This window comes from Roseobacter sp. SK209-2-6, from assembly GCF_000169455.1.
Classification (GTDB): domain Bacteria; phylum Pseudomonadota; class Alphaproteobacteria; order Rhodobacterales; family Rhodobacteraceae; genus Pseudophaeobacter.
The window spans coordinates 1-20,702 of record NZ_AAYC01000020.1 but is presented as its reverse complement, the minus strand read 5'-3'; the positions used below and the strand labels follow the sequence as shown (position 1 = coordinate 20,702).

Below are 20,702 nucleotides of genomic sequence, written 5' to 3'. Positions count from 1 at the left end.
TACGTTGCAAGTTACGTGGTTAAGCGGCTAGGTGTAGTGCAAAGATTTTGAAGCCCATACAGGGCGAGCAGGAAAGACCCGCACATGCCTGAGTTGAACTGGATCGGCAAAAATGCCGTCGTGAACCACCATCGTGAAGTCCCGTATCGACTGGTGCATTGCGACAGTGAACTATCCGCCGGGGATGCTGACAGCGGCAACCTTCTGGTCCAGGGAGATAACCTTGAAGCCCTTAAAGCGCTGCTTCCGTACTATGCAGGCAAGGTGAAATGCATATACATCGACCCGCCGTACAACACCGGGAACGAGAACTGGGTCTACAACGACAATGTGAATTCTGCGCGAATCAAGCAGTGGCTAGGTAAGATTGTTGGAGCACAGGCCGACGACTTATCCCGTCATGACAAATGGCTGTGTATGATGTACCCAAGGCTGCGCCTTCTTCGGGAGTTTCTCCGAGAAGATGGAGTGATTTTCATAAGCATTGATGACAATGAACTGCATCATTTAATTTTGCTTATGAATGAGATTTTTGGTCCTACCGCTTACGTGAGCAGCATCGCTTGGCAGAAGGTATTTGGACGCAACAACACCGCCAAGTTCATTTCAGATACCCATGAACACATAGTGTGTTTTGCTCGCAACATTAAAGCACTAGAGCTAAATTTGCTTGAGCGCGGCGAGGGAGAGGATAGCCGGTATAAAAACCCAGATTCTGACCCAAGAGGGCCGTGGACTTCTAGTGATCTTTCGGCTCGCAATCCTTACAGTCTAGGGGTGTACCCACTGAGGACGCCGTCGGGCCGAGAGATTGAAGGGCCACCGGCTGGGCGTTATTGGACGGTATCAAAAGAGAATTTTGAGAAACTAGATGCCGACAACCGAATTTGGTGGGGAACAAAGGGCAACAACTTCCCTCGGTTGAAAAGGTTTCTTAGTGAGGTGGCTCAAGGTGTGATCCCAAACTCGCTTTGGATGCACTCTGAAGTTGGCCATAACCAAGAAGCTAAACAAGAAGTTGGTAGCATATTCCATGAGGCTAACCGCGAAACCCTTTTTTCTACGCCAAAGCCAAAGCGCTTGATCCGCAGAATTTTGCAAATTGCTACCAATCCCGGAGACATAGTCATGGATTCCTTCGCAGGGTCAGGCACCACTGGTCATGCCGTTTTGGACATGAACAAGCAGGATGGTGGCAACCGGCAATTCATTCTCGTGGAAATGGATGAAAAGATTGCCCCAGATACTACGGGGGAACGTTTGCGTCGTGTGATCAACGGTTATCACAAGGGTGGAGATGTCAGCAAACCGGTCGAAGGTCTTGGTGGTGGTTTCCGGTATTGTCGGCTTGGCACACCGCTGTTTGACGAATTTGGTGATATTGACGGTGCAGTGTCTTTCTCTGACCTTGCTGCACATGTGTTCTTTAGCGAAACCGGTGCACCGATCCCGCAGCGGGTGGATGGTTCTACCCCGCTGGTTGGTCAACACGGTGAGCAGATTGTCTATCTGCTCTATTCCGAACCGGAACAGGGATTTGCCCGCGAAGAAGCTGGCAATGTGCTTACCCCGGATATGCTCGCCTCCCTACCTGACACCCCGGAGGGGTTCGAAGGCGAACGAGTAGTCTATGCCGAAGGTTGCACGGTCTCAGCGGACCGGCTGAAGACCGAAGGGATCGTGTTTAAACAAATCCCCTATTCGATTCAGGGGGCGTGAGATGGCGGCTGTGAATTTCGAACTGAAAGAATATCAATCTGCGGCGCTTGAGAAGTTCCAGGAATATCTGAACTACTGCGCATCCGATGATGCCGATACCGCGTTTTACCGCATCACCAAGAACCCGTTTCGTGCCGCACCTTTGGTGGCCGACGGGACGCCCTATGTTTGTCTTCGCATTCCCACCGGTGGTGGCAAAACCGTGATGGCTGCCCACGCTGTGGGTATTGCGGCGAATGAGTATCTGCAGTCCTCCAACCCCATGGTGCTTTGGCTGGTTCCCTCATCGGCGATTTTGGATCAAACCGTCGCGGCGCTGAAGAACTTGAACCACCCATACCGCGCCGCATTAGCCAAGGACTTTGGTCCAAATATCTCAATCCTGACCAAAGACGAAGCATTGGCAATGTCGCGTGCCGATGCCGAAGGCGGGGCTTGTGTGATTGTGTCTACTATCCAATCGTTCCGCCGTGAAAAGCCCAACGGAGACGAGGATAGGGAGGGCTTGAAGGTCTATCATGACGCTGGTGCCCTTATGAGCCACTTTTCGGGCCTCTCAGAGCCTCAGAGAGCGCGGCTGGAGAAGGCAGAGGGCACAGAGCGTCCGATTGCGTCACTGGCCAACGTATTGAAGCTGCATCGTCCTATGGTGATCGTGGATGAAGCCCACAACGCCCGCACTGCGCTGTCATTCGATACGCTGTCCCGGTTTGATCCGTCATTGATTCTAGAACTGACGGCAACACCGCAGGTCAAACACGACCCGGCCAAGGGCGAACATGCGTCCAATGTACTGTACTCGGTGTCCGCAGCGGAATTGAAGGCAGAGCAGATGATCAAGATGCCGATCAAGCTGACCACGGATCGTGAATGGCGCAAGACGGTCGGTATGGCGTTGGATTGTCAAAAGGCGCTGGAGAAGTCCGCACTGGCAGAAGAAGGCCAAACCGGCGAGTACATTCGTCCAATCATTTTGTTCCAAGCGCAAGCCGCCAGCAAAAACGATCCACATAGGATCACCTATGATGTGCTGGAAGAGTACCTGAAGACCGATCAGAAAATCCCAGAGGATCAGATCGCGGTGCACTCGGGGCCGCGCAAAGATTTGGACGCGATCAAGGACATCGCGGATCGCAACTGCAACGTGCGGTTCATCATCACCGTGCAGAAGCTGAAAGAGGGATGGGACTGCCCCTTTGCCTATGTGCTTTGTTCTGTGGCAGAACAGTCGTCTGCGACCGCCATTGAGCAAATCCTTGGGCGTGTATTGCGGATGCCGAAGGCGACGTTGAAGCAGCGACCGGTATTGAACGAAGCATATGCGTATGTTGCATCGAACTCGTTCAACGATACCGCCAACAGACTTAAGGACGGTTTGGTGGAAGGATCGGGCTTTAACCGGGCTGAAGTGGCGTCACTGGTGCAGCAACAACCGACATTGCTGAATTCAGGGATCGTTGAGGAGCAAGATCACGAATCTGATCCGATAGCGCCTGAAGAGATTACTAGGGTGCAGGTGGAAGAGGCCATCGCTAAGCTTCCACCTTCGGTTAAAACACGGGTGACTTTTGATCCGCAGAAGAATTCGCTGAGTTACAAAGGGCCGATGACTAAGGAAGCCCGGAATCACCTGCATTTGGTGTTGGGTGCAGCGCCCAGCGCATCCAAGGTTGTCGATAAACTGTATGCGAAAACGAACAACTATCAAACCTCCGCTGCGGAACAGGAAGACAAGCCCCCGTTCATTGTGCCACTACTTGGTTTCAACAAGCAGGGCACTTTGGAACTGTTTTCCCAAGAGCATTTCTTGGATTTACCGTGGCGGCTGGATGAGTGCGATCCCAGTGACATTCTGAAACGCTTCCGTATCGTTGACAGGTCCGAGACCGGCAATATCGACGTAACGGATGAGGGGCAGGTTCAGATTAGTTTCGCACAACGTCTGCAAGGGCAACTCGCCGCCGTGGTTCAAGAGCAAGCGTGGACATTGCCGCGACTGGTGAACTGGCTGGACCGTGGTATTCGGCACGATGACATCACCAAATCCAGTGCGGTGAAATTTCTTTCCGAAGCGATCAATAAGCTGATGGAACAGGGTCTCACCCTGGATGAATTGGCTCGGAACAAGTATGATCTTCGAACTCACCTGAAGGCATTGATTTCGGACCTGAGGGCAGAACGGCAGAACGGCAACTACAACGCGCTCTTCGCGACTAACGCGAGTCAGTTTGCCATGAGTTCTGATTTCTCAATTATTTTTGACGAGAACAACTATCCTTATAATCAGCCTTATTCCGGTGCGACAAAGTTCAACAAGCACTATACGTCGATCATTGGTGACCTGAAGCCTAGCGGCGAAGAATTCGACTGTGCCGCGTATTTGGACAACATGGATGAGGTCGCCTATTGGATCAGGAATGTAGAGAGGAAGAATGGATCGTTTTGGCTGCAATTGCCCAAAGACAAGTTCTACCCTGACTTCGTCGCAATGCTGAAAGACGGTCGTATCTTGGTGGTCGAGTACAAGGGCAAGCACCTGTACGAAGGCGAGGAAACTAAGCGGCAAATCGGTGCGGTTTGGGCAGAAGCATCCGATGGGAAATGCCTCTTCTGTATGCCAACGGATCGTAATTTTGAAATAATCAAGAAGACTATTGAAACCGGAATTTAGTGGAATTTCAGATGAGTGACATCAAGCTGTATAAATTGGGAGAGAGCGGGGCGAATGAAGTAACTGGCCAGTCCGTCGCGCTGGAGAAATCCCTTCAGTCACTTATCGAGTTTAATCTGGAAACACTTCTGGGTGTTCGTTTCTTGGCGTCGGAATTTGTGACGGATCGCGATCATGGCGGCCGCATGGACACGCTTGGTATAGATGAGAACAACTGTCCGGTCATTATTGAGTATAAACGTTCCGCGAATGCCAACGTCATCAATCAAGGGCTGTTCTATCTTGATTGGCTGGTGACGCATCGTGGAGACTTTGAGATGCTGGTACTCAAGCGATTGGGTGAAGAAGCGGCTCGATCCGTTGAATGGTCATCACCTCGCCTCATTTGCATCGCCGGTGGTTTTAACAAATTTGATGAGCACGCGATTAAACAGATGCAGCGGAACATTGAACTGGTCCGCTACATTAAGTTTGACGATGACCTGCTTCTACTTGAACAGATCAACTCGGTTTCTGTCGCGCCGCCGGTTGTAGTTCGGTCTTCGCAACCATCATCCAAGGTCAAGGAAAGCACAAAGTACACTACGGTTAGTGAATACCTAGAAAAGGCTGATCAGGACCTGACAGACCGCTTTCATGCGCTGAAGGACTTCCTCGGTAACTTGGGTGATGATGTGCAAGAGAAAACGCTTAAGAACTACTTTGCGTTCCGTCGCATCAAGAACTTTGCTTGCGTCGAAGTCAAACCACAAGATCGGAAGTTATTGGTTTACCTGAAGGTCAATCCTGATGAGGTGGCACTGGAACCGGGCTTTACGCGTGATGTAAGGAAGATCGGGCATTTTGGCACCGGTGACTTAGAGGTGGTCATTCGATCCGATGATGATCTTGCAAAGGCTATGCCTCTGGTGGAGAGTAGCTATCACAATGCTTGAGCTTTGACTGATGAAGATGAGTTCTCGATTGGTAGCTCATCCTTAGTATGAAATTTGTTTTAGCCCCTCATGAGTGTGTTGCTGGTCCGGCCCCACGGGCTTGTTTGCGGCCCAGCCGACACACCTTGGGCTTTTCCTTTTGTTTTCAATAGGGATGACTACCCTGCCGGGGTCGCCAATAAAGTGCACGTGACAGGCATGTAAGTTCCTTTCCAGCGTTAATTGCTTAGAAGTTCAGGGCCAAGGAATTCTATGTCTACCTTGTTGATTGCCTCAAATCGTTTTGCTAGGCTATGACCTTCCCCGTAGTCGCCAGCAACGTCGCCGGAGCTATGTCCCGTGAAGAAGTCATTTAGTTCCTTGGACACGCCCGCGTTTCTCAACATGTCTTTGAGTGTTCCCCTAAAGGAATGTAAAGCTTTGCGGTCATCATCGCCCACGGCTGAACGAATGAAGGGCATCATATCTCGCGACGCATTGTTCTGCGATTTGCCGTCTTGGCCTTCAGGGTAATCGAAAATCCGTCCTTCGGAAGCTTCGGGCATTGCGAAGTTTTTGTGCAACGGAACTAGGCGGTTGGAGCCGGGGGTTTTGACTATTGCCTCGGTTAAGTCGAGATACTTGATACCGTTTGTAGATTTCACCTGTGACCAACGTAGGAGCGCTATCTCATCTAATCGTGCTCCGGTTATTGCTAGCAATGATAAACACAAGCGTTCCTGTTGTGGGAGTTCCTGCGAAAAAATGGATTGCAGGTCTTCTGCGGGAAAGGGCTTCCAAGGCCGCCCGGGGTAACCATAGTCTTTAAGGTTCAAATTTCGGAGCGTGTGGTTTTCAATAATGTCGTGCTCTTCGCACCATGTGAGCATTGAACCAACCGCTCGGACGCGTGTTCCAACGGTACTGTTGGAATAACCAGTTTGGTCGAGAAAGCGAGCGTACTGGTAGCCGTGCTTCTTCTTGATTTGGTCCACTTGAAGATCGCCAACTACCGAGAGGAATTCCTTGAGGTGGCTTTTTATGCCATTCTTTGTTTTTTCCCGTCTCCAGTTTCGGCCTTCAATGTACTTCGGCCAAATTCGCGAAAGGCGCAGGGAGGCGTCTGCCTTTGGGATAATTGGTTTTGGGCGAAATTGGTACAGCGGGTCCGGTGGCTCCGAAGAATACACGATCTTCACCGGTGGCTGTGGGGTCAAAAGGTCGATCTCCGCATCGAAGAAGGCATAGATTTCCTCGGTGATCCGGTGCTGCCTGCGTTCTGCTTCTTTTTTGTCTGTGGTACCGGTCGAACGCCGAACTTGCTTGTTGTTCTTAACTTGAAGCTCAGTGGGTTTGGTGACCTGAACGTACCAAACATCTCCCTTGGCCTTAAGGCAGACAAGTTTTGAAGGATGGTAATACACATTTCCTCGCACGCAGTAGGTTCCAAAGTAGGGTCCAAGATAAGGTCTTGCAAAGGGAAAACCCCTTTTGTTTCTTATCTGTCTGCGTTTTGGAGATCAATGGAGGCGAGTACCGGAATCGAACCGGTGTACACGGATTTGCAATCCAGAAGTGTTTCTTTTAAAAACAATACCTTAATCTCAAAAAAGTATCAAGACAAATCAAGAACTATTGGTGAACTTGATACCACAATATTTTTGTTGGGGGTGTGCTATGAATAATTTACGCCCCTTCAAAGAAATTCAACTCCAGTGGTTGCGCCTGTTGCTGGCTGATACATCGCTCAGCGCCCGTGCGGTGCAGTTCGCTACATACCTTGCTGTGGTTCGATACAACGACAATTATGGCAAAGCATGGCCATCACACGCGACGGTTTGCGAAGATCTGGGGCTGAAGAGTGAAAAGACCATCCAGCGTCTGATCAAAGAACTCGATGGCAAGTGGTTCGAGATCAGGCGCGGGAATGGTCAAAAGCAGTCCACCGAATACGTGCCTTCCAAAACATCGCATCAGGCAGCTCAAGATTTACGTGAAAAAGAAGAGACTGGAAAGACGGACAAAATTGTCCACCTTCGTGGGCGTGAAGGCGGACATTCTTGTCCACCAACCCAGACAGAAATGTCCCCGCAACCCGGACAAAAATGCCCACCAATAAAAGATAAAGAAAAAACAAAGAAAAAACAGGCGCGAACGCGGGATTTGCCTGATGAAAGGCAATCCCGCATTGCGCTCAAATACGTCCCCGGAGGTGGCGGTGTTTTCGAGCGAGAATGGGACGAGCGTTTGCAATCTGTCGGGCTTGAACGGTTGGATCGCATGTTTGATCAAGTCGTTGATGAACAAGGTAGGCGTTGCTATCTTTTGCCCGGAAATTGGCCGGAACCGCGTGGCAGTTCGGGTTGGTTGCTCCAGATTTCTCAGATTTACCGATTGTCTGGGCGCGATGTGCCTTCGAAAATACTGCAAGCGATCCAAGCTGAATCCGCCTCAGGTATTGGAGTTGCGGCATGAGTGAACCTTCGTTCAAATCCTTCGTCCGCGCGGCAAATGTCAAATCTGGCTCTACCGGCAAGAGCAGCATGGGCGGCATTGAGGCCCATGCCAAACGGCTGGATAAGACGGCCTTGCTGCGCCGCATCCGTGAATTGGACCCGTTGGCATGGTCTAAGATCGGATCTGGCGTCAACAGCGGTGGTTGTGACATCTGGGATGCGTTCAAACGCCACAAGGCAGAAACCGGTGCTGTTGAGCGTGGTGGCGCGTCGCTTGCACTGCACATGCTGGTGGGCGTGTCGCGCGAATGGCTTGAGGAAGATGGCCGCAATCCGCATTCCGAAGACAATGATCGCATCCAGACGCTGTTTCGTGAGGCCAAAGCTTGGGCAGAAAGCTGGGCCGGTGAAGGTTCGGTCATTCACACCCGGTTTGATCTAGATGAACAAGGCAGTGGCAATGTCGATGTGTTGGTTGTTCCAACCCGGATGCAACGTCGGAAAACCCGGAAAAAGGCGGCGACCAAGGAGGTGCTGACCATTTCCACCCGCATGGCCAAGGAAGAATTGCGCAAGTCTCTCAACGCCAAAACCTCTGGGCAGGCCATGCAAACCAGTTGGAATGATTGGTGTCGTGAGCGAATGGATCTGCGCATTCAACGCGGCACTAGCCGGGAGCAGACCCAACGCAAACACATCCATGCCGATGTGCTGCGTGCCGAAGGTGACAAACACCGGGCTGAACATACTGCAGCAATGGCCGATTTGGAGACTGAAAAACAGGATGCTATCACGCGTGCGGAAGCTGAAGCCAAAGCGGCCAGCGCTGCGCTGCTCTTGTGGGCCAAAGCGGCAACTGGCCCGTATCACGGTCTTCTTTTGGATGATCTGAGCGATGAGCTACGCCAAGCATATGATCTGCATCGTATGGTCGCCGAGATGCATCAATCGGCACTCAAATCTGAAAAAGAGAACTATCTGTTTCCCAACCAAAGAACATTGCTCCACGAGTTGCGCAATTCTGAACCTGATCCTGACCGATACGTTGCCGGAGCATTAGCCGAGGAAGCTGCAAAAGACGGCGTGGGGCTGGAGGTAATCCAACGTATTTCGGACCTGATGCTCCGGTTGTTGCAGCGCATAGTTGAGGCCGTGAAGCCGCATCTGCTACACCATTGGGCACGTCAAGACGGCGGGCATAATTGGGATGCCGCGACTGCGCGATTGTGTTTGGGGTCCGACGAACTTGTGGATCTGGAAATGCTGGCGGAACGTGAAGCAGAAGAGCTGCGGGCGGCGGAACCTGTTTATCGGCGGCTGGCAGAACGCGGGGCCAATTTCACGCATTGATCTACGATGACCTAAAGTGACCTACTTTATTCCCACTTTTAAGTGGTAACGCACTACCACTTATCCGCCTGCGTCGGAGCGCTCCGCTTAAGTGTGCGCCCTGCGGGGCTGGAATTCGCCGAAAATGTGTGGGTGATTTAACGTAAAAACGTATTGGTATGATGGCGTCTTGGTGTCGTGATCGGGCATAATTTATGGGTAAAAACTCCTATCAAACCCCACCATCCCCTGCCTTGTGAGGGGCGATGTCAGGTGGGGCTTGGCATGTAGCGATAGCCGGAAAATCCACATGAGCGAGACGCCAAGTATCGAGCGATTGTGGGGTTTCTGGTGGGCAGTATCACGTTGCCTCTATACTAAGTGTCCACATTGTTTGTCCCCTATGGCCACATAGATCGTCTTTTTCTGGCAGCGCCTCCGAGCCCTTCAAGAGAAGCGGCCCTTCGGCCAGAGTGCGGCGAATTCTGACCGCGAGCCAATTTTGCCGGATGCTGCAGCGCGTACGAAGGTCTGGTTACTATAGTGCTCTGTTCATCATGAATATGCCGAGTCCTCCAAACAAACTGCCAAAGAGCGCTTCACTGGTCCTTTGGAATTGCTGATAAAGACCTCGTGCGCGGCCTGTGGAGAACAACCAGCCATATGTTCCATAGATTGCAAAGATGATGATTGCCGACCCTGTTGTGAACATCAAAAGAAGTGGCCAATCGGTGATCGCAGGCCCGACGAACGTAGAAAGCGATGCCCAAAGTAGAGCAACCTTGGGGTTGGTCGATGTGACGGTCAGGCCATGTAAAAAGTCCTGCCACACCCCGCGCCCCTTGATGGGCGCGATCTGTCCGCCTTTTCCGGTTAGCGCAGCACGCCATCCTTTGAAGCCAAGCCTCAGAAGATATGCTCCACCGAATAGGCCCATGATGCGCAGAAGGGCCGGATAAGCCTCAAATAAAGTTCCAAGCCCTACGGCTGTTAGAAATGACCATAGAAACGCGCCACAGGCTAAGCCCGCCGCAACAATCAGTGCAGAGTTTCTGCCCGAACCAAGGCCACGCGATGCAACAGCAACGAGGTTTGGGCCGGGCGAAATCGCCGCCGTGGCGAGGGCAGCCCACGCTGTCAAAACAAGTGAAATCATGAGTGGGCCTTTTTGCTGTCTTTTGGGGCTTGCGCGCGATCAAACATGCCGTAGTCGCGGATGACGCTCGCGATGCGCAGCCGATAGTCGTCGAATACGCCGCTTCTCCCTTTCGTCTGCGCTCCGCGATGCGCGCTCAGAGTGCGCCAGCGTGCAATCGCGTCCTCGTCTTCGAAAAACGACAAGGAGAGTACCTTGCGCGGATCGGTAAGGCTCTGAAACCGTTCGACCGAGATGAACCCCTCGATCTCATTCAGCATCGGTCTCATCTCGGCGGCGATGTCGAGATAATCACCCTTGCGCCCCTCTGCTGGTTCGACTTCGAAAATCACCGCGATCATGCGCCACGTCCGTGTGGGGCTGACGCGAGCTTGAGCCATGTCCGATCCTCGCGGAGCAGAAACTTCTCTTTCTGGGCGAACTCATAGTTCTCACGGCCCAACGGATCCGCAGATAGGCGCGCCCGATAGGCTTCATAGTCGGCAAGGCTTTCCACATTATAGATGCCGTAAGCCAGCGTCGATGACCCTTCATGGGGGGGCGTAATAGCCGATCAGGTCCGCGCCACATCGCGGGATCGCTAGGCCCCAATTGCGGGAATATTCTTCAAACTGTGCCTTCTTGGTTGGGTCGATTTGGTAGCGAATGATACAGGTCAACATGGTGGAATCCTCTCAATGTGTTTTCTACGGTCTACCGGATTGCAGCAAACAGATGCTTCGATTATGGTCGAACTATGAAAGAAGGTCCTGATATCGCTCATGTCGCCGCTCTGATCGGTGATCCTGCCCGTGCCAATATGCTGACCGCACTGATGAGCGGGAAAGCCCTGACCGTGAGCGAATTGGCAGAGGAAGCGGGCGTCACCATCCAGACAGCCAGCTCCCATCTGTCCAAGCTCGATGAAGGCGGTCTGCTGCGACCTCGTAAACAGGGGCGGCACAAGTATTTTTCTCTCGCCAACGACGAAGTTGCGCATGTTCTGGAAGGTTTGATGGGTTTGGCCGCAGGATCAGGACATCTGCGCAAGCGCACCGGACCGAAAGATGCTGAGTTGCGACGGGCACGCGTCTGCTACAATCATCTTGCGGGTGATATGGGCACGCAGATGTTCGACAGCCTGATCGCGCAGAGCCATCTGATCCTCGACGGCGACGATCTAAATCTAACGCGTTCCGGCCAAGCTTTTGTGACAGACCTCGGAATTGATCTGACGGATTTACGCAAAAACAAATCACCTCTTTGCCGAGAATGTTTGGATTTGAGCGAGCGCAGATCACATCTGGCGGGGAGTCTTGGCCGCGCTCTCCTTAGCCGGTTTGAAGATCTGTCTTGGGCCAGACGCGATCAAAAAACGCGCGTGGTTTCGTTCTCGGCAAATGGAGCCAAAGAATTTGAGCAACTATTTTCTGTTGGTTGAGCTTCTTCGAAAATCGGGAACCGGGCATTCGCGCGGCCGCAGCGAAAGTTCACTTTTTCCGCGTCTTCCCTATTCGATAGTGGCGCCGCGTACGGCTGGTTTCGATAAAATCTGCGTCTCCGCGTCAAACTATCTGTCAGTCCATATCTATGCCCCGCCATAGCACTACCCCACCTCGATAACGAAAGCTGGATCAAACTCAGCACCTTCACCGGGATAGCCGCGCTGGTTCGTCACAAAACGGATTGGGCCGTGATTGCCTTGCCCGATCCAGCTTTCACCTTCGTGGGAATGGCCCCAGATCCATGTGTGAATGTCATGGATTTTGATCTCGTCCCACAGGTGACAGGCAAAACCGTTATTCATCGCCCGCTTTTGTTCGCTACCAATTGTGCGCCACGGGGCAATGAGCTGACGTACTGGCAGGTGGTGGGTCACGACGAGCGTTGGGCCGTCATAACGAGCGGCCAGAGCGTCAAAAATCGCCGCCTTGTCCCGCATGTGCAGCACCAGCATGTCGGTGATAGTGAAAGCCTTATCCGGTGCAGTCCGAATGGTGCGGTAATCCTGCATACCGGCGGAGACTAGCATCCGAGCCAGATGATCGTAACTGGGATAGAGTTGCAGATCGGTCCAGAGCGTTGCGCCAATAATGCGGACACCTGCGATTTCAGTCGCTGCGCCATGCAGTACCCGGATATCCAACCCCTCATCACGCAACTCAACCAGCTGGCGTTGTTCATCCGCCAATAATTCCGACCAGACCGAACCGTAAGCCTCATGATTGCCCCAGATCACCACCACAGGGCACTGGTATTTCCGCGCGGCCTGCGCCGGTATGTCCAGATGCCGCCCTTTGGTGTGGGTATCGCCAGCAATCAGAACTCCATCCACCGGGGCGGACAGGTCAGGAAGATCAAAGCCATCCCAGAATTCGTCGTGCAGGTCGCTCCAGACCAGAAACCGTGCCATATCTCGCTACCATTCACGTTATAGTGCGTTAGCACTATCGCACTATTGCCCCGCCAGATAGGGCTGGATCGCATCCAGCGCCTTGGCTGATCCGGCAAGGCTGAACCGATGGCTGCGCCCATTAAAACTGATTTCAACCCATTCCGCCGCGCGGATATTGGCAACAAATATGTTTGTCGCGCCCATGCCTGTCGTTGAGAAATTATCAAATAGAATCTCGCCACCCCGCGCCGGGAAATCCAGCACTTCACCGTTTGAGAACGTGACCTGAACTTGTTGCCCGGCCTTTGCGTCAGTTCCACCCAGCATCACGGACACGCTGCAATTGTTGAAGTCGCAGGCCCCACCGGGGCCAAGGTCGTTCACTTCATCGGTGCGGGTGATCCAGATTTCATTGCCGCGCACCCGGCGTGGGCTGACGTCGCCGGTTTCATTGGTGTAGGTCCAGAACTCTGCACCACCCTCAAGCGATGCTTCGAAATACCAGCCCTCGGCAAATGATGGTGTTGTCATTGCCAACAGTGCGGCTGTCAAAATACATTTCATGTTTTCAAGTCCTCTGCTGGAATAACCACGCCAGCCTGCGACAGCGCCTGAATGATCAACTGGCTCATGGTTAACCCCCGTTTCAGGGCTTCGATCCGCAGGGATTTATGACCCTCATGGCTGATGTAAAACGAAGTGTGTTTCAGGGCGGGCTTGTCGTTCATCTGTAGGGACTCGCCATGCGCAGATTGGTGAAGGTGTAAATCAGCGTCGTGACACCTTCGACGCTCAACCCATGTTCGACGAAGGACTTGTCCTCGATCCGGGCAATGATGTTCAGCCCGCCTTCGGGATTGACCGACAGATCAAACGAAGCCTCATTTTCCGGCGACAACAGCTTGCGTGGCGTTGACCAATCCTCCACCACATCCGCTGGCACCAGCTGACGCCGTAAGCCAATCTGGGCATCTTCGAGGATGTCGATCAGAATCTCCAGCATTTCAGCCCAGCATTCATGATCTGCGATGGATTGCGGTGTAGGTTCAAATTCCAGCCAACTTGGGTGCAAGATTGGCTTAACCAGTTCACGCATTCGGCGCTCAACGCCTTTCGGATCGTCCAGCATCATCGGTACCACTTTTCTGGGAGTTTCGGGATGAGATAGCGAGTCACCCATGCCAGCCCAGCGACAAACACTGTCGGGATCGACAAAAGCAATGCGCCGACGCCCGATCCCATGGCCGCGACAATAAACACGCCAAAACCAAGCATTCCGGCAACGACCAGCAGTGGCCACGTCCGCAAAGCATAACGATCTGCGGTCCAACCCGGAGCCAAGATCCCCTTCTGCGCCCCGCAAGCCGCGCAGGTGGTCGCTTCCGCGTGAAGATCGGTCATACAGTGGGGGCAATGGGGCATTGGGAAAACTCGAGTTAGTGTCAAAGTGCTAAAGCAATAACCCAAAATGGGATAATCCGCAATCAGGATTATCCGAATTCCGGATTTATTCGGAGTTCACACTATGGGAAGAACCTTACGCAGCCCCGGGCATTTGGCCCTGATGGCCGCACTTAAGAACGCGCGCCTAGCCGCAAATCTGACGCAGACAGAACTGGCTCATCGGCTGGATCGCCCTCAATCCTTCGTCGCTAAATATGAAAATGGTGAACGCAAGATCGAGGTGGTCGAGTTCGTGCATGTTGTCCACGCCATCGGTTGCAATGCCATTGATGTGCTGGAGGCTGTCCAACATGCGGAGTTTGCGACCTGACACAATCTGTAGTGGATCGAGTGGGGCTGAGCCGCTAGAAATATAAGCGGTAGGGTTTCGATTCCCACCGCACAAAAAAAGACGTTATTTGAGGCCGTTACGCAATGCAGCTACAAGAAATTTTAAACACCTATCGACAAGCTGCCCGCACCGAGCGTGAAAAAGGCGATTACTTTGAAAAGCTGGTGCGCGTTTTCCTTGAGAACGACGATACCCAAAAGCAATTCTATAGCAAGGTTATTACGTTTGCTGATTGGGCAGGTGCTCAAGGGTGGAGCAATGCGGACACCGGTATTGATCTGGTAGCGACACTGGCAGACGGTTCTGGCTATGCCGCGATTCAGTGCAAGTTCTATGCACCCGACCACAGCATTCAAAAGCCGGATATCGATAGCTTCATCTCTGCGGCATCTAACGATCTGTTCACACGACTGGTCATTGCCGACACCACGCACAAAGAGTTTGGGCGCAACGCCAAGGAAACGCTGGATAAGCTATCCAAGGAATGGAACCGCATCGGCATCAATGAGCTGGAGGCTAGCCGAATTGACTGGTCGCAATTTGTGCGCACTGGCACGATCAGCCTTGCTGCCAAAAAAACACTTCGGGATCACCAGCGCGATGCGTTGAATGCCGTCGCCAGCGGTTTTGAAACAGCAGATCGCGGTAAGCTCATCATGGCTTGCGGCACCGGTAAGACCTTCACCGGCCTGCGCATTGCCGAGACTTTGGCCGGACAAGGCAAACGCGTTTTATTCATGGTCCCATCTCTGGCGCTGATGTCCCAGACCGTGCGTGAATGGAAGAACGACTGTCAGGAAGAGTTCACCGCCTTCTCGGCGTGTTCAGATACCAAGGTCGGGCGCAGGGCCGATGCCGATAGCCTTGATCTGAATGTGCATGATCTGGCTTTCCCAGCCACAACTGATCCAGAGAAAATCGCGCGTCAGGTTACAGATGCACCTGCGGACCAGATGACAGTGGTGTTTTCAACTTATCACTCCATCGACGTGCTGACCCGCGCCCAGAAACAGCACGGCCTGCCTGAATTTGATCTGGTGATTTGTGACGAGGCACACCGGACCACCGGCGTTACTCTGAAAGACGAAGACGACAGCAATTTTGTCCGCATTCATGACAATGAATTTGTGGCCGCAAAAAAGCGCCTCTACATGACGGCCACACCACGGATTTTCGCGGACACAGCCAAACGCAAGGCTGACGATCACGATGCAAAGCTGGCCTCGATGGATGACGAGGAGAAGTTCGGCAAGGACCTGTTCCACCGCGGCTTTGGCTGGGCGGTCGAGAACGAGCTGCTGACCGATTACAAGGTTGTCGTGCTCGCGGTTGATGAGGGGTTGATTTCCCAGACCATCCAGAACCGCCTCAAGGATGGGCCGGAGCTGACGCTGGATGACGCCACCAAGATCATCGGCTGCTACAAGGCGCTAACCAAAACCGATCTGGCCGCTGATCTGGAGTTTGACCCTCGACCAATGAAACGCGCATTGGCTTTTTGCCAGAGCATTAAGAAATCCACGATCATCGAAGAAGAATTTACCCAAGTGGTCGATGAATACATCGGCAATGAGTTGATTGACGACAATCGCCATCTGCATACCGAAGTTCGCCACGTCGACGGCACCTTCAACGCCAGCACACGCGATGAAATGCTGAACTGGCTCAAGGCCGATGCGGGCGATGACACTTGCCGCATCCTGACCAACGCCAAGGTGCTCTCCGAAGGCGTCGATGTCCCGGCACTGGATGCGATCATGTTCATGCACCCGCGCAAAAGCCAAATCGACGTGGTGCAATCCGTCGGTCGCGTCATGCGTCGGGCCGAGGGTAAAAAGCTGGGCTATGTCATCCTGCCGGTCGCCATCCCGCCAAATACTAAGCCCGAAGATGCGCTCAATGACAACGAACGCTACAAGGTGGTTTGGCAGATCCTCAACGCTCTTCGCGCCCATGATGAGCGGCTGGATGCGCGGATCAATCAGGCTGATCTTGGTGAAGACATCAGCGACAAGGTGGAGCTGGTCAGCATCTCATCAGAGAGCGAGCTAAAAGAGCTGACCGCTGTTGTCGATGATTTCGACACCAACAAGACCAAGGCCGAACGCACCGGCGCGGGCATTGGCGATGATGCCCCGGAACGCCGCACCAATGACGACAGCGGCCAGCAGGGCGCGTTTGTCTTTGATGAATTCACCCGTGCCATCATGGCCAAGATCGTGGAAAAATGCGGCACCCGAGAATACTGGGACAAATGGGCCAAAGACATTGCCGAAATCGCCCAGACCCATATCACCCGCATCACGGCAATCGTGGCGCAGGACGGGCCGGAGCGCACGGCTTTCCTTGCCTTTGTCGAGGAACTTCAGGACGACCTGAACCCCGAAATATCCGAGGCTGAAGCGATTGAGATGCTGGCCCAGCACCTCATCACCAAACCCGTTTTTGATGCCCTGTTCAAAAGCAGCGAATTCACTAAGGAAAATCCGGTCTCCCGCGCGATGGAGATTGTGCTGGGGCAGCTTCATGAACACAATCTGGCCAAGGAAAGCGATAGCCTTGCCAAGTTCTATGCCAGCGTTGAACGCCGTGCTGCCGATGTTGTCACTGCTCATGGGCGGCAAGAGCTGATCCTGAAACTCTACGATAGCTTTTTTAAGGGCGCGTTCCCCGTGCTGACCCAACGGCTCGGCATCGTCTATACCCCGGTTGAGGTCGTGGATTTCATCCTCCACTCTGTCAATGACGTTCTGAAATCGCAGTTCGGCCAGACGCTTGGATCAAAAGGCGTGCATATCCTCGACCCCTTCACCGGCACGGGCACTTTCATCACTCGCCTGCTGCAATCGGGGCTGATTTCGCCCGAAGAGCTAGAGCATAAATACAAGCACGAAATTCACGCCAACGAGATCGTGCTGCTCGCCTACTATATCGCCGCCGTGAATATCGAAACGGTTTATCACGAGTTGGCGCAAGGCGCGTTGAGCGATGACGCCCCCTATGAGCCGTTCAAGGGCATCCTGCTGACCGATACGTTCCAGATGTACGAGCAGGAACGCGATATGATCGCCAATCTTCTGCCGGACAACTCAGAACGCCGGACACGGCAGAAAGAACTGGATATCCGCGTGATCATCGGCAACCCGCCCTATTCGGCTGGTCAGAACAGCGCCAACGACAACGCTGCCAATATTGGCTATGCGCAACTGGATGAGAAAATCCGCGACACTTATGCTGCGGAGTCAACGGCGACCAACAAGAATTCGCTTTATGACAGCTATATTCGCGCAATCCGGTGGGCGAGTGACCGCATCGGCGATGCTGGTGTCATGGCCTATGTCTCCAACGCAGGATGGGTAGAAGGTAACGCAGCGGATGGGCTGCGCAAATGCCTAGCCGAAGAATTCAGCGATCTTTACGTGTTCCACCTGCGAGGCAATCAGAGAACGTCTGGCGAGAAGTCGCGCAAAGAAGGTGGCAAGATATTCGGCTCAGGCAGTCGCGCACCGATTGCAATTTCAGTATTCGTCAAGAACCCGGATGCAACTGAGCATGGTCGCATCCATTTCCACGACATCGGCGATTACCTCGATCAAAAACAAAAGCTGTCGATTGTGCGTGATTTCCGGTCCGTTGATGGGATCACGAGTGCCAAAGGTTGGAAAACAATCACGCCCGACGAAAACAACGATTGGCTGGATCAAGTAGATCGCAGCTTTGACAAGTTCATTGAGATTGGGAGCAAAGACAAATCAAACCAAGAACCCGTCGTTTTTGCCAACTATTCTAGTGGTGTGAAAACGCAGCGAGATTCTTGGGCGTTCAATGCCTCCAGAACAAAGCTCGACAAGAACATGTCGCGAATGATCAGTTTCTATAATTCAGAAATTGATCGTTTGGCCGGAGAAGACCTGAAAACGGTCAGGAAACTGGCCGATTACGACCCCAAAATGATCAGTTGGAGTGATGCGCTGTTCGCTGGTGTCGTGAAAAAGCAAAAAGAAGAGATGGACAGTGGGGAGGTAGTGCCCTCAGTTTATCGCCCATTCGAGGGCACTTGGCTGTTCTATTCGAAAAAGTTCAACGAACGGCGCTATCAGATGCCGCATATCTTCCCCAACGGGAAAGTTGCAAACAGGGTGATAATGGTAAAGAACCGAACACCTGAAGAAGGGTGTTTTGCATTGATGCTTGGGTCTATCCCCGAACTTCAATCAGACGGAGGAACACAATGTTTTCCCCTCTATCTCTACGATGAGACCCAGCCAGATGATGGCCTCTTTGCTGCTGACAACTCTGAAACCGGCCTGACTCGTCGCGATGCCATCACTGATGACGGGCTTGCGCATTTCCAAGCTGCCTATCCGGGCCAAGAGATCAGCAAGGAGGACTTGTTCTATTACATTTATGGCCTGCTGCATTCCCCAGAGTATCGCGAGCGGTTCAAAAACAACCTCGCCAAACAGCTCCCCCGCATTCCGGCGGTGAAAAGCTTTGATGACTTCGCTGCCTTCCGCGATGCGGGTCGCGCTCTTGGCGATCTGCATGTGAATTTTGAAAGCGTCGATCCCTATATGGTCACGTTCAAAGAAGGCGACCACCGCCTTATCCCCGAGGCGCAGGACAACGCGCAAGCCTTCTACCGCGTCAAGCACACGAACAAGTGGAAATGGGGCGGTAAGGGCAAGGAAAAAGACCTGTCCACCGTGATCTATAACGACAACATCACCATCCAAAACATCCCGCTTGAGGCCTATGACTACGTCGTCAACGGCAAACCCGCGCTCGAATGGGTGATGGAACGCCAGATCGTCAAAACCGACAAGAAAAGCGGCATCGTCAACGACGCCAACGATTACGCCAACGAAACAGTCGGCAACCCGCGCTACCCCTGAATTATCCAGCGCGTGATCACCGTGAGTCTTGAGACGATGAAGATCGTGAGCGGATGCCCGGACTAGATATTGATTGAGGATTTTGAATGAAACAACACAACGCCACTTTGCCAATTTCATCTGCCGGTTCGGTGACGACAAAGTTCTACTCGACTACGCCAAGAGCATTGTCGTACCAGCTTTCACCAAAGATACCTATGTCCGCAGCTATGGGAAAAAGACCCATTACCATTTCTATGAGGTGGAGCTGATGGATCTTGCCGAGGAAAACGACGATCCGATCATGGTGTTGGCCGGTCGCTTTGTAAAACAGACGGAACTGACCCGAACGCAAGTATTTGATGATAGCAAAGGGTTGGTACACGACGAAGCCTCCCTTCTGTCAGCTCCGTCAGCATTCTTTGTATTGATGCTGAACAATCACCGGCTCATCTATTTCCCAGAGACACCTCATGCGCCCGACATCAATGCATTCCGCGTCACGGCTCAGCAATTTCTGAGACAGCGGCACAAAGAGGCCATTGATCTGAAGTACGAAAAGACACGGGCAGAAGATGAACCACCCACCAAGAAGTCACTGTACGAGGCGCATCCGCGCCCTTCCTTGGAAGTGGTGCCTCTGACGGGCAAGGCGGACATCGCAACTTTTATGCGCCGGTTTGAAAAGCTAAAGAAAATCAATTTCCGGGTCGTTAAGCCGAACGATGACATTAATGCGGGCGAAATACTTGGGCAGGTCCGAGAGCTTTCTGATGCTCTTGGGTCGACAAGCACGAAGGTAACGGCATCGAGCGGCGACGGCCTCGACATCCCCGCCGCAATTGAGGCAGTGACAGAAGCCACGGGGTCGGGTAATCAAGATGTCAGTGTCTCGGGGTTGGACACCAATGGGAATTCTCTATCTGGGAACAACGAACAATTTAGGCTCAGCGCCGAGATTGAAAACGTTCCTCTGAAAAAAGGATCATTAGTCAGGCGGTTGGTTGATACGTTCAGTCAGTTGAGATCTGCGGGATCAATTAATGCTCCCAGTGCTGACGCCAACGCTGTGAAAGTCAAAAAACTGAGAAATTTGTTGTAAGATGGACTGGCAGAAGCGAGCTACCAAGGAAAAGAGCCTAAGAGAGGTATACTGGAAAGCGCGGAAAGTTGGTTCAACGCGCACCAACCTCGTGGTTCCCGTTGTGGTGGTTGTGCTTTTTGGCCTATTAGCCGTTGGGGATAACTGCTTTGATCTGAGTATACTTCCAACATCAGCGCTCAAAGCTCTATTGGGACAAGTCGCCGATATTGGTTTTACGCTTACGACTGCAATTTTAGGGTTCCTGATCGCCGGTTTCTCAATTTTCGCAAGCATAACACGGCCTGAAATTTTCGCAGGTTTAGCCAAACT

The 20,702-nt window shown here is 52.7% G+C and carries 18 protein-coding genes and 1 pseudogene; 10 read left to right on the top strand and 9 right to left on the bottom strand.

The genetic code is table 11. The annotated features are described in order from the left end of the window. Window positions 1–84: 84 nt before the first annotated feature. Genes RSK20926_RS20870 through RSK20926_RS20860 form a run of 3 tightly spaced genes read left to right on the top strand, consistent with a single transcriptional unit; the run spans window position 85 to window position 5,325 of the window. Window positions 85–1,719: a site-specific DNA-methyltransferase gene (locus tag RSK20926_RS20870; RefSeq protein WP_008209827.1), complete on the top strand. Its 1,635-nt coding sequence runs from the start codon at window positions 85–87 to the stop codon at window positions 1,717–1,719. 1 nt (window position 1,720) lies between these two features. Further along, window positions 1,721–4,390, top strand: a complete 2,670-nt coding sequence (locus RSK20926_RS20865) for a DEAD/DEAH box helicase (RefSeq protein ID WP_008209826.1) — start codon at window positions 1,721–1,723, stop codon at window positions 4,388–4,390. An 11-nt stretch (window positions 4,391–4,401) separates the two neighbouring features. Next, entirely contained in the window at window positions 4,402–5,325 is a 924-nt protein-coding gene (locus RSK20926_RS20860; RefSeq protein ID WP_037256209.1) for a DUF5655 domain-containing protein, read from the top strand. 218 nt (window positions 5,326–5,543) lie between these two features. On the opposite strand, the gene RSK20926_RS20855 is transcribed toward RSK20926_RS20860, so the two are convergent. Next, the gene (locus RSK20926_RS20855; RefSeq protein ID WP_037256177.1) at window positions 5,544–6,728 is read right to left on the bottom strand and encodes a DUF6538 domain-containing protein; all 1,185 of its coding nucleotides are present in this window, start codon (window positions 6,726–6,728) and stop codon (window positions 5,544–5,546) included. Between the two features lie 253 nt (window positions 6,729–6,981). Between RSK20926_RS20855 and RSK20926_RS22235 the strand changes: the two genes are divergently transcribed. Next, the gene (locus RSK20926_RS22235; protein WP_008209820.1) at window positions 6,982–7,779 is read left to right on the top strand and encodes a helix-turn-helix domain-containing protein; all 798 of its coding nucleotides are present in this window, start codon (window positions 6,982–6,984) and stop codon (window positions 7,777–7,779) included. Beyond that, window positions 7,776–9,110: a hypothetical protein gene (locus tag RSK20926_RS20845; RefSeq protein ID WP_008209819.1), complete on the top strand. Its 1,335-nt coding sequence runs from the start codon at window positions 7,776–7,778 to the stop codon at window positions 9,108–9,110. Before RSK20926_RS22235 ends, RSK20926_RS20845 begins: the two co-directional genes overlap by 4 nt. A 517-nt stretch (window positions 9,111–9,627) precedes the next feature. On the opposite strand, the gene RSK20926_RS20840 is transcribed toward RSK20926_RS20845, so the two are convergent. From RSK20926_RS20840 to RSK20926_RS20830, 3 genes and pseudogenes are all read right to left on the bottom strand, one after another. Then, on the bottom strand, window positions 9,628–10,245 hold the full coding sequence (locus RSK20926_RS20840) for a LysE family translocator (RefSeq protein WP_008209818.1): 618 nt from the start codon (window positions 10,243–10,245) through the stop codon (window positions 9,628–9,630). Beyond that, window positions 10,242–10,586, bottom strand: coding sequence for an antibiotic biosynthesis monooxygenase family protein (locus RSK20926_RS20835; protein ID WP_008209817.1), 345 nt, complete (start codon window positions 10,584–10,586; stop codon window positions 10,242–10,244). The genes RSK20926_RS20840 and RSK20926_RS20835 overlap by 4 nt, the downstream gene beginning before the upstream one ends. Beyond that, window positions 10,583–10,907, bottom strand: a pseudogene (locus RSK20926_RS20830) (NIPSNAP family protein). The gene RSK20926_RS20835 and the pseudogene RSK20926_RS20830 overlap by 4 nt, the downstream one beginning before the upstream one ends. Before the next feature lie 74 nt (window positions 10,908–10,981). Here RSK20926_RS20830 and RSK20926_RS20825 point away from each other — a divergent pair. Next, a complete protein-coding gene (locus RSK20926_RS20825; protein WP_008209812.1) occupies window positions 10,982–11,665 on the top strand; it encodes an ArsR/SmtB family transcription factor in 684 nt (227 codons plus the stop codon). Window positions 11,666–11,830: 165 nt separating this feature from the next. Here the strand turns inward: RSK20926_RS20825 and RSK20926_RS20820 are convergent, their stop codons facing one another. Genes RSK20926_RS20820 through RSK20926_RS20805 form a run of 5 tightly spaced genes read right to left on the bottom strand, consistent with a single transcriptional unit; the run spans window position 11,831 to window position 14,020 of the window. Then, the gene (locus RSK20926_RS20820) at window positions 11,831–12,637 is read right to left on the bottom strand and encodes a metallophosphoesterase (protein ID WP_008209811.1); all 807 of its coding nucleotides are present in this window, start codon (window positions 12,635–12,637) and stop codon (window positions 11,831–11,833) included. Window positions 12,638–12,679: 42 nt separating this feature from the next. Then, window positions 12,680–13,183 (bottom strand): hypothetical protein, encoded by a 504-nt coding sequence (locus RSK20926_RS20815; protein ID WP_037256174.1) that lies wholly within the window; start codon window positions 13,181–13,183, stop codon window positions 12,680–12,682. Next, window positions 13,180–13,347 carry a hypothetical protein gene (locus RSK20926_RS23080; RefSeq protein WP_008209809.1) on the bottom strand — a complete coding sequence of 56 codons (168 nt, stop codon included), beginning with the start codon at window positions 13,345–13,347 and terminating at the stop codon, window positions 13,180–13,182. The genes RSK20926_RS20815 and RSK20926_RS23080 overlap by 4 nt, the downstream gene beginning before the upstream one ends. Then, entirely contained in the window at window positions 13,344–13,751 is a 408-nt protein-coding gene (locus RSK20926_RS20810; RefSeq protein ID WP_008209808.1) for a hypothetical protein, read from the bottom strand. The genes RSK20926_RS23080 and RSK20926_RS20810 overlap by 4 nt, the downstream gene beginning before the upstream one ends. Continuing rightward, window positions 13,748–14,020: a hypothetical protein gene (locus RSK20926_RS20805; protein WP_008209807.1), complete on the bottom strand. Its 273-nt coding sequence runs from the start codon at window positions 14,018–14,020 to the stop codon at window positions 13,748–13,750. Before RSK20926_RS20805 ends, RSK20926_RS20810 begins: the two co-directional genes overlap by 4 nt. 124 nt (window positions 14,021–14,144) lie before the next feature. Here RSK20926_RS20805 and RSK20926_RS20800 point away from each other — a divergent pair, with 124 nt between their 5' ends. The 4 genes from RSK20926_RS20800 to RSK20926_RS23285 all read left to right on the top strand — a co-directional run. Next, the gene (locus RSK20926_RS20800) at window positions 14,145–14,393 is read left to right on the top strand and encodes a helix-turn-helix domain-containing protein (RefSeq protein ID WP_037256169.1); all 249 of its coding nucleotides are present in this window, start codon (window positions 14,145–14,147) and stop codon (window positions 14,391–14,393) included. Between the two features lie 104 nt (window positions 14,394–14,497). Beyond that, window positions 14,498–19,309 carry a DEAD/DEAH box helicase gene (locus tag RSK20926_RS20795; RefSeq protein WP_008209805.1) on the top strand — a complete coding sequence of 1,604 codons (4,812 nt, stop codon included), beginning with the start codon at window positions 14,498–14,500 and terminating at the stop codon, window positions 19,307–19,309. A gap of 82 nt (window positions 19,310–19,391) precedes the next feature. Beyond that, window positions 19,392–20,390, top strand: coding sequence for a hypothetical protein (locus RSK20926_RS20790; protein ID WP_157133203.1), 999 nt, complete (start codon window positions 19,392–19,394; stop codon window positions 20,388–20,390). Between the two features lies 1 nt (window position 20,391). After that, the coding region (locus RSK20926_RS23285; RefSeq protein WP_008209802.1) for a hypothetical protein at window positions 20,392–20,702 on the top strand (311 nt) is incomplete at its 3' end.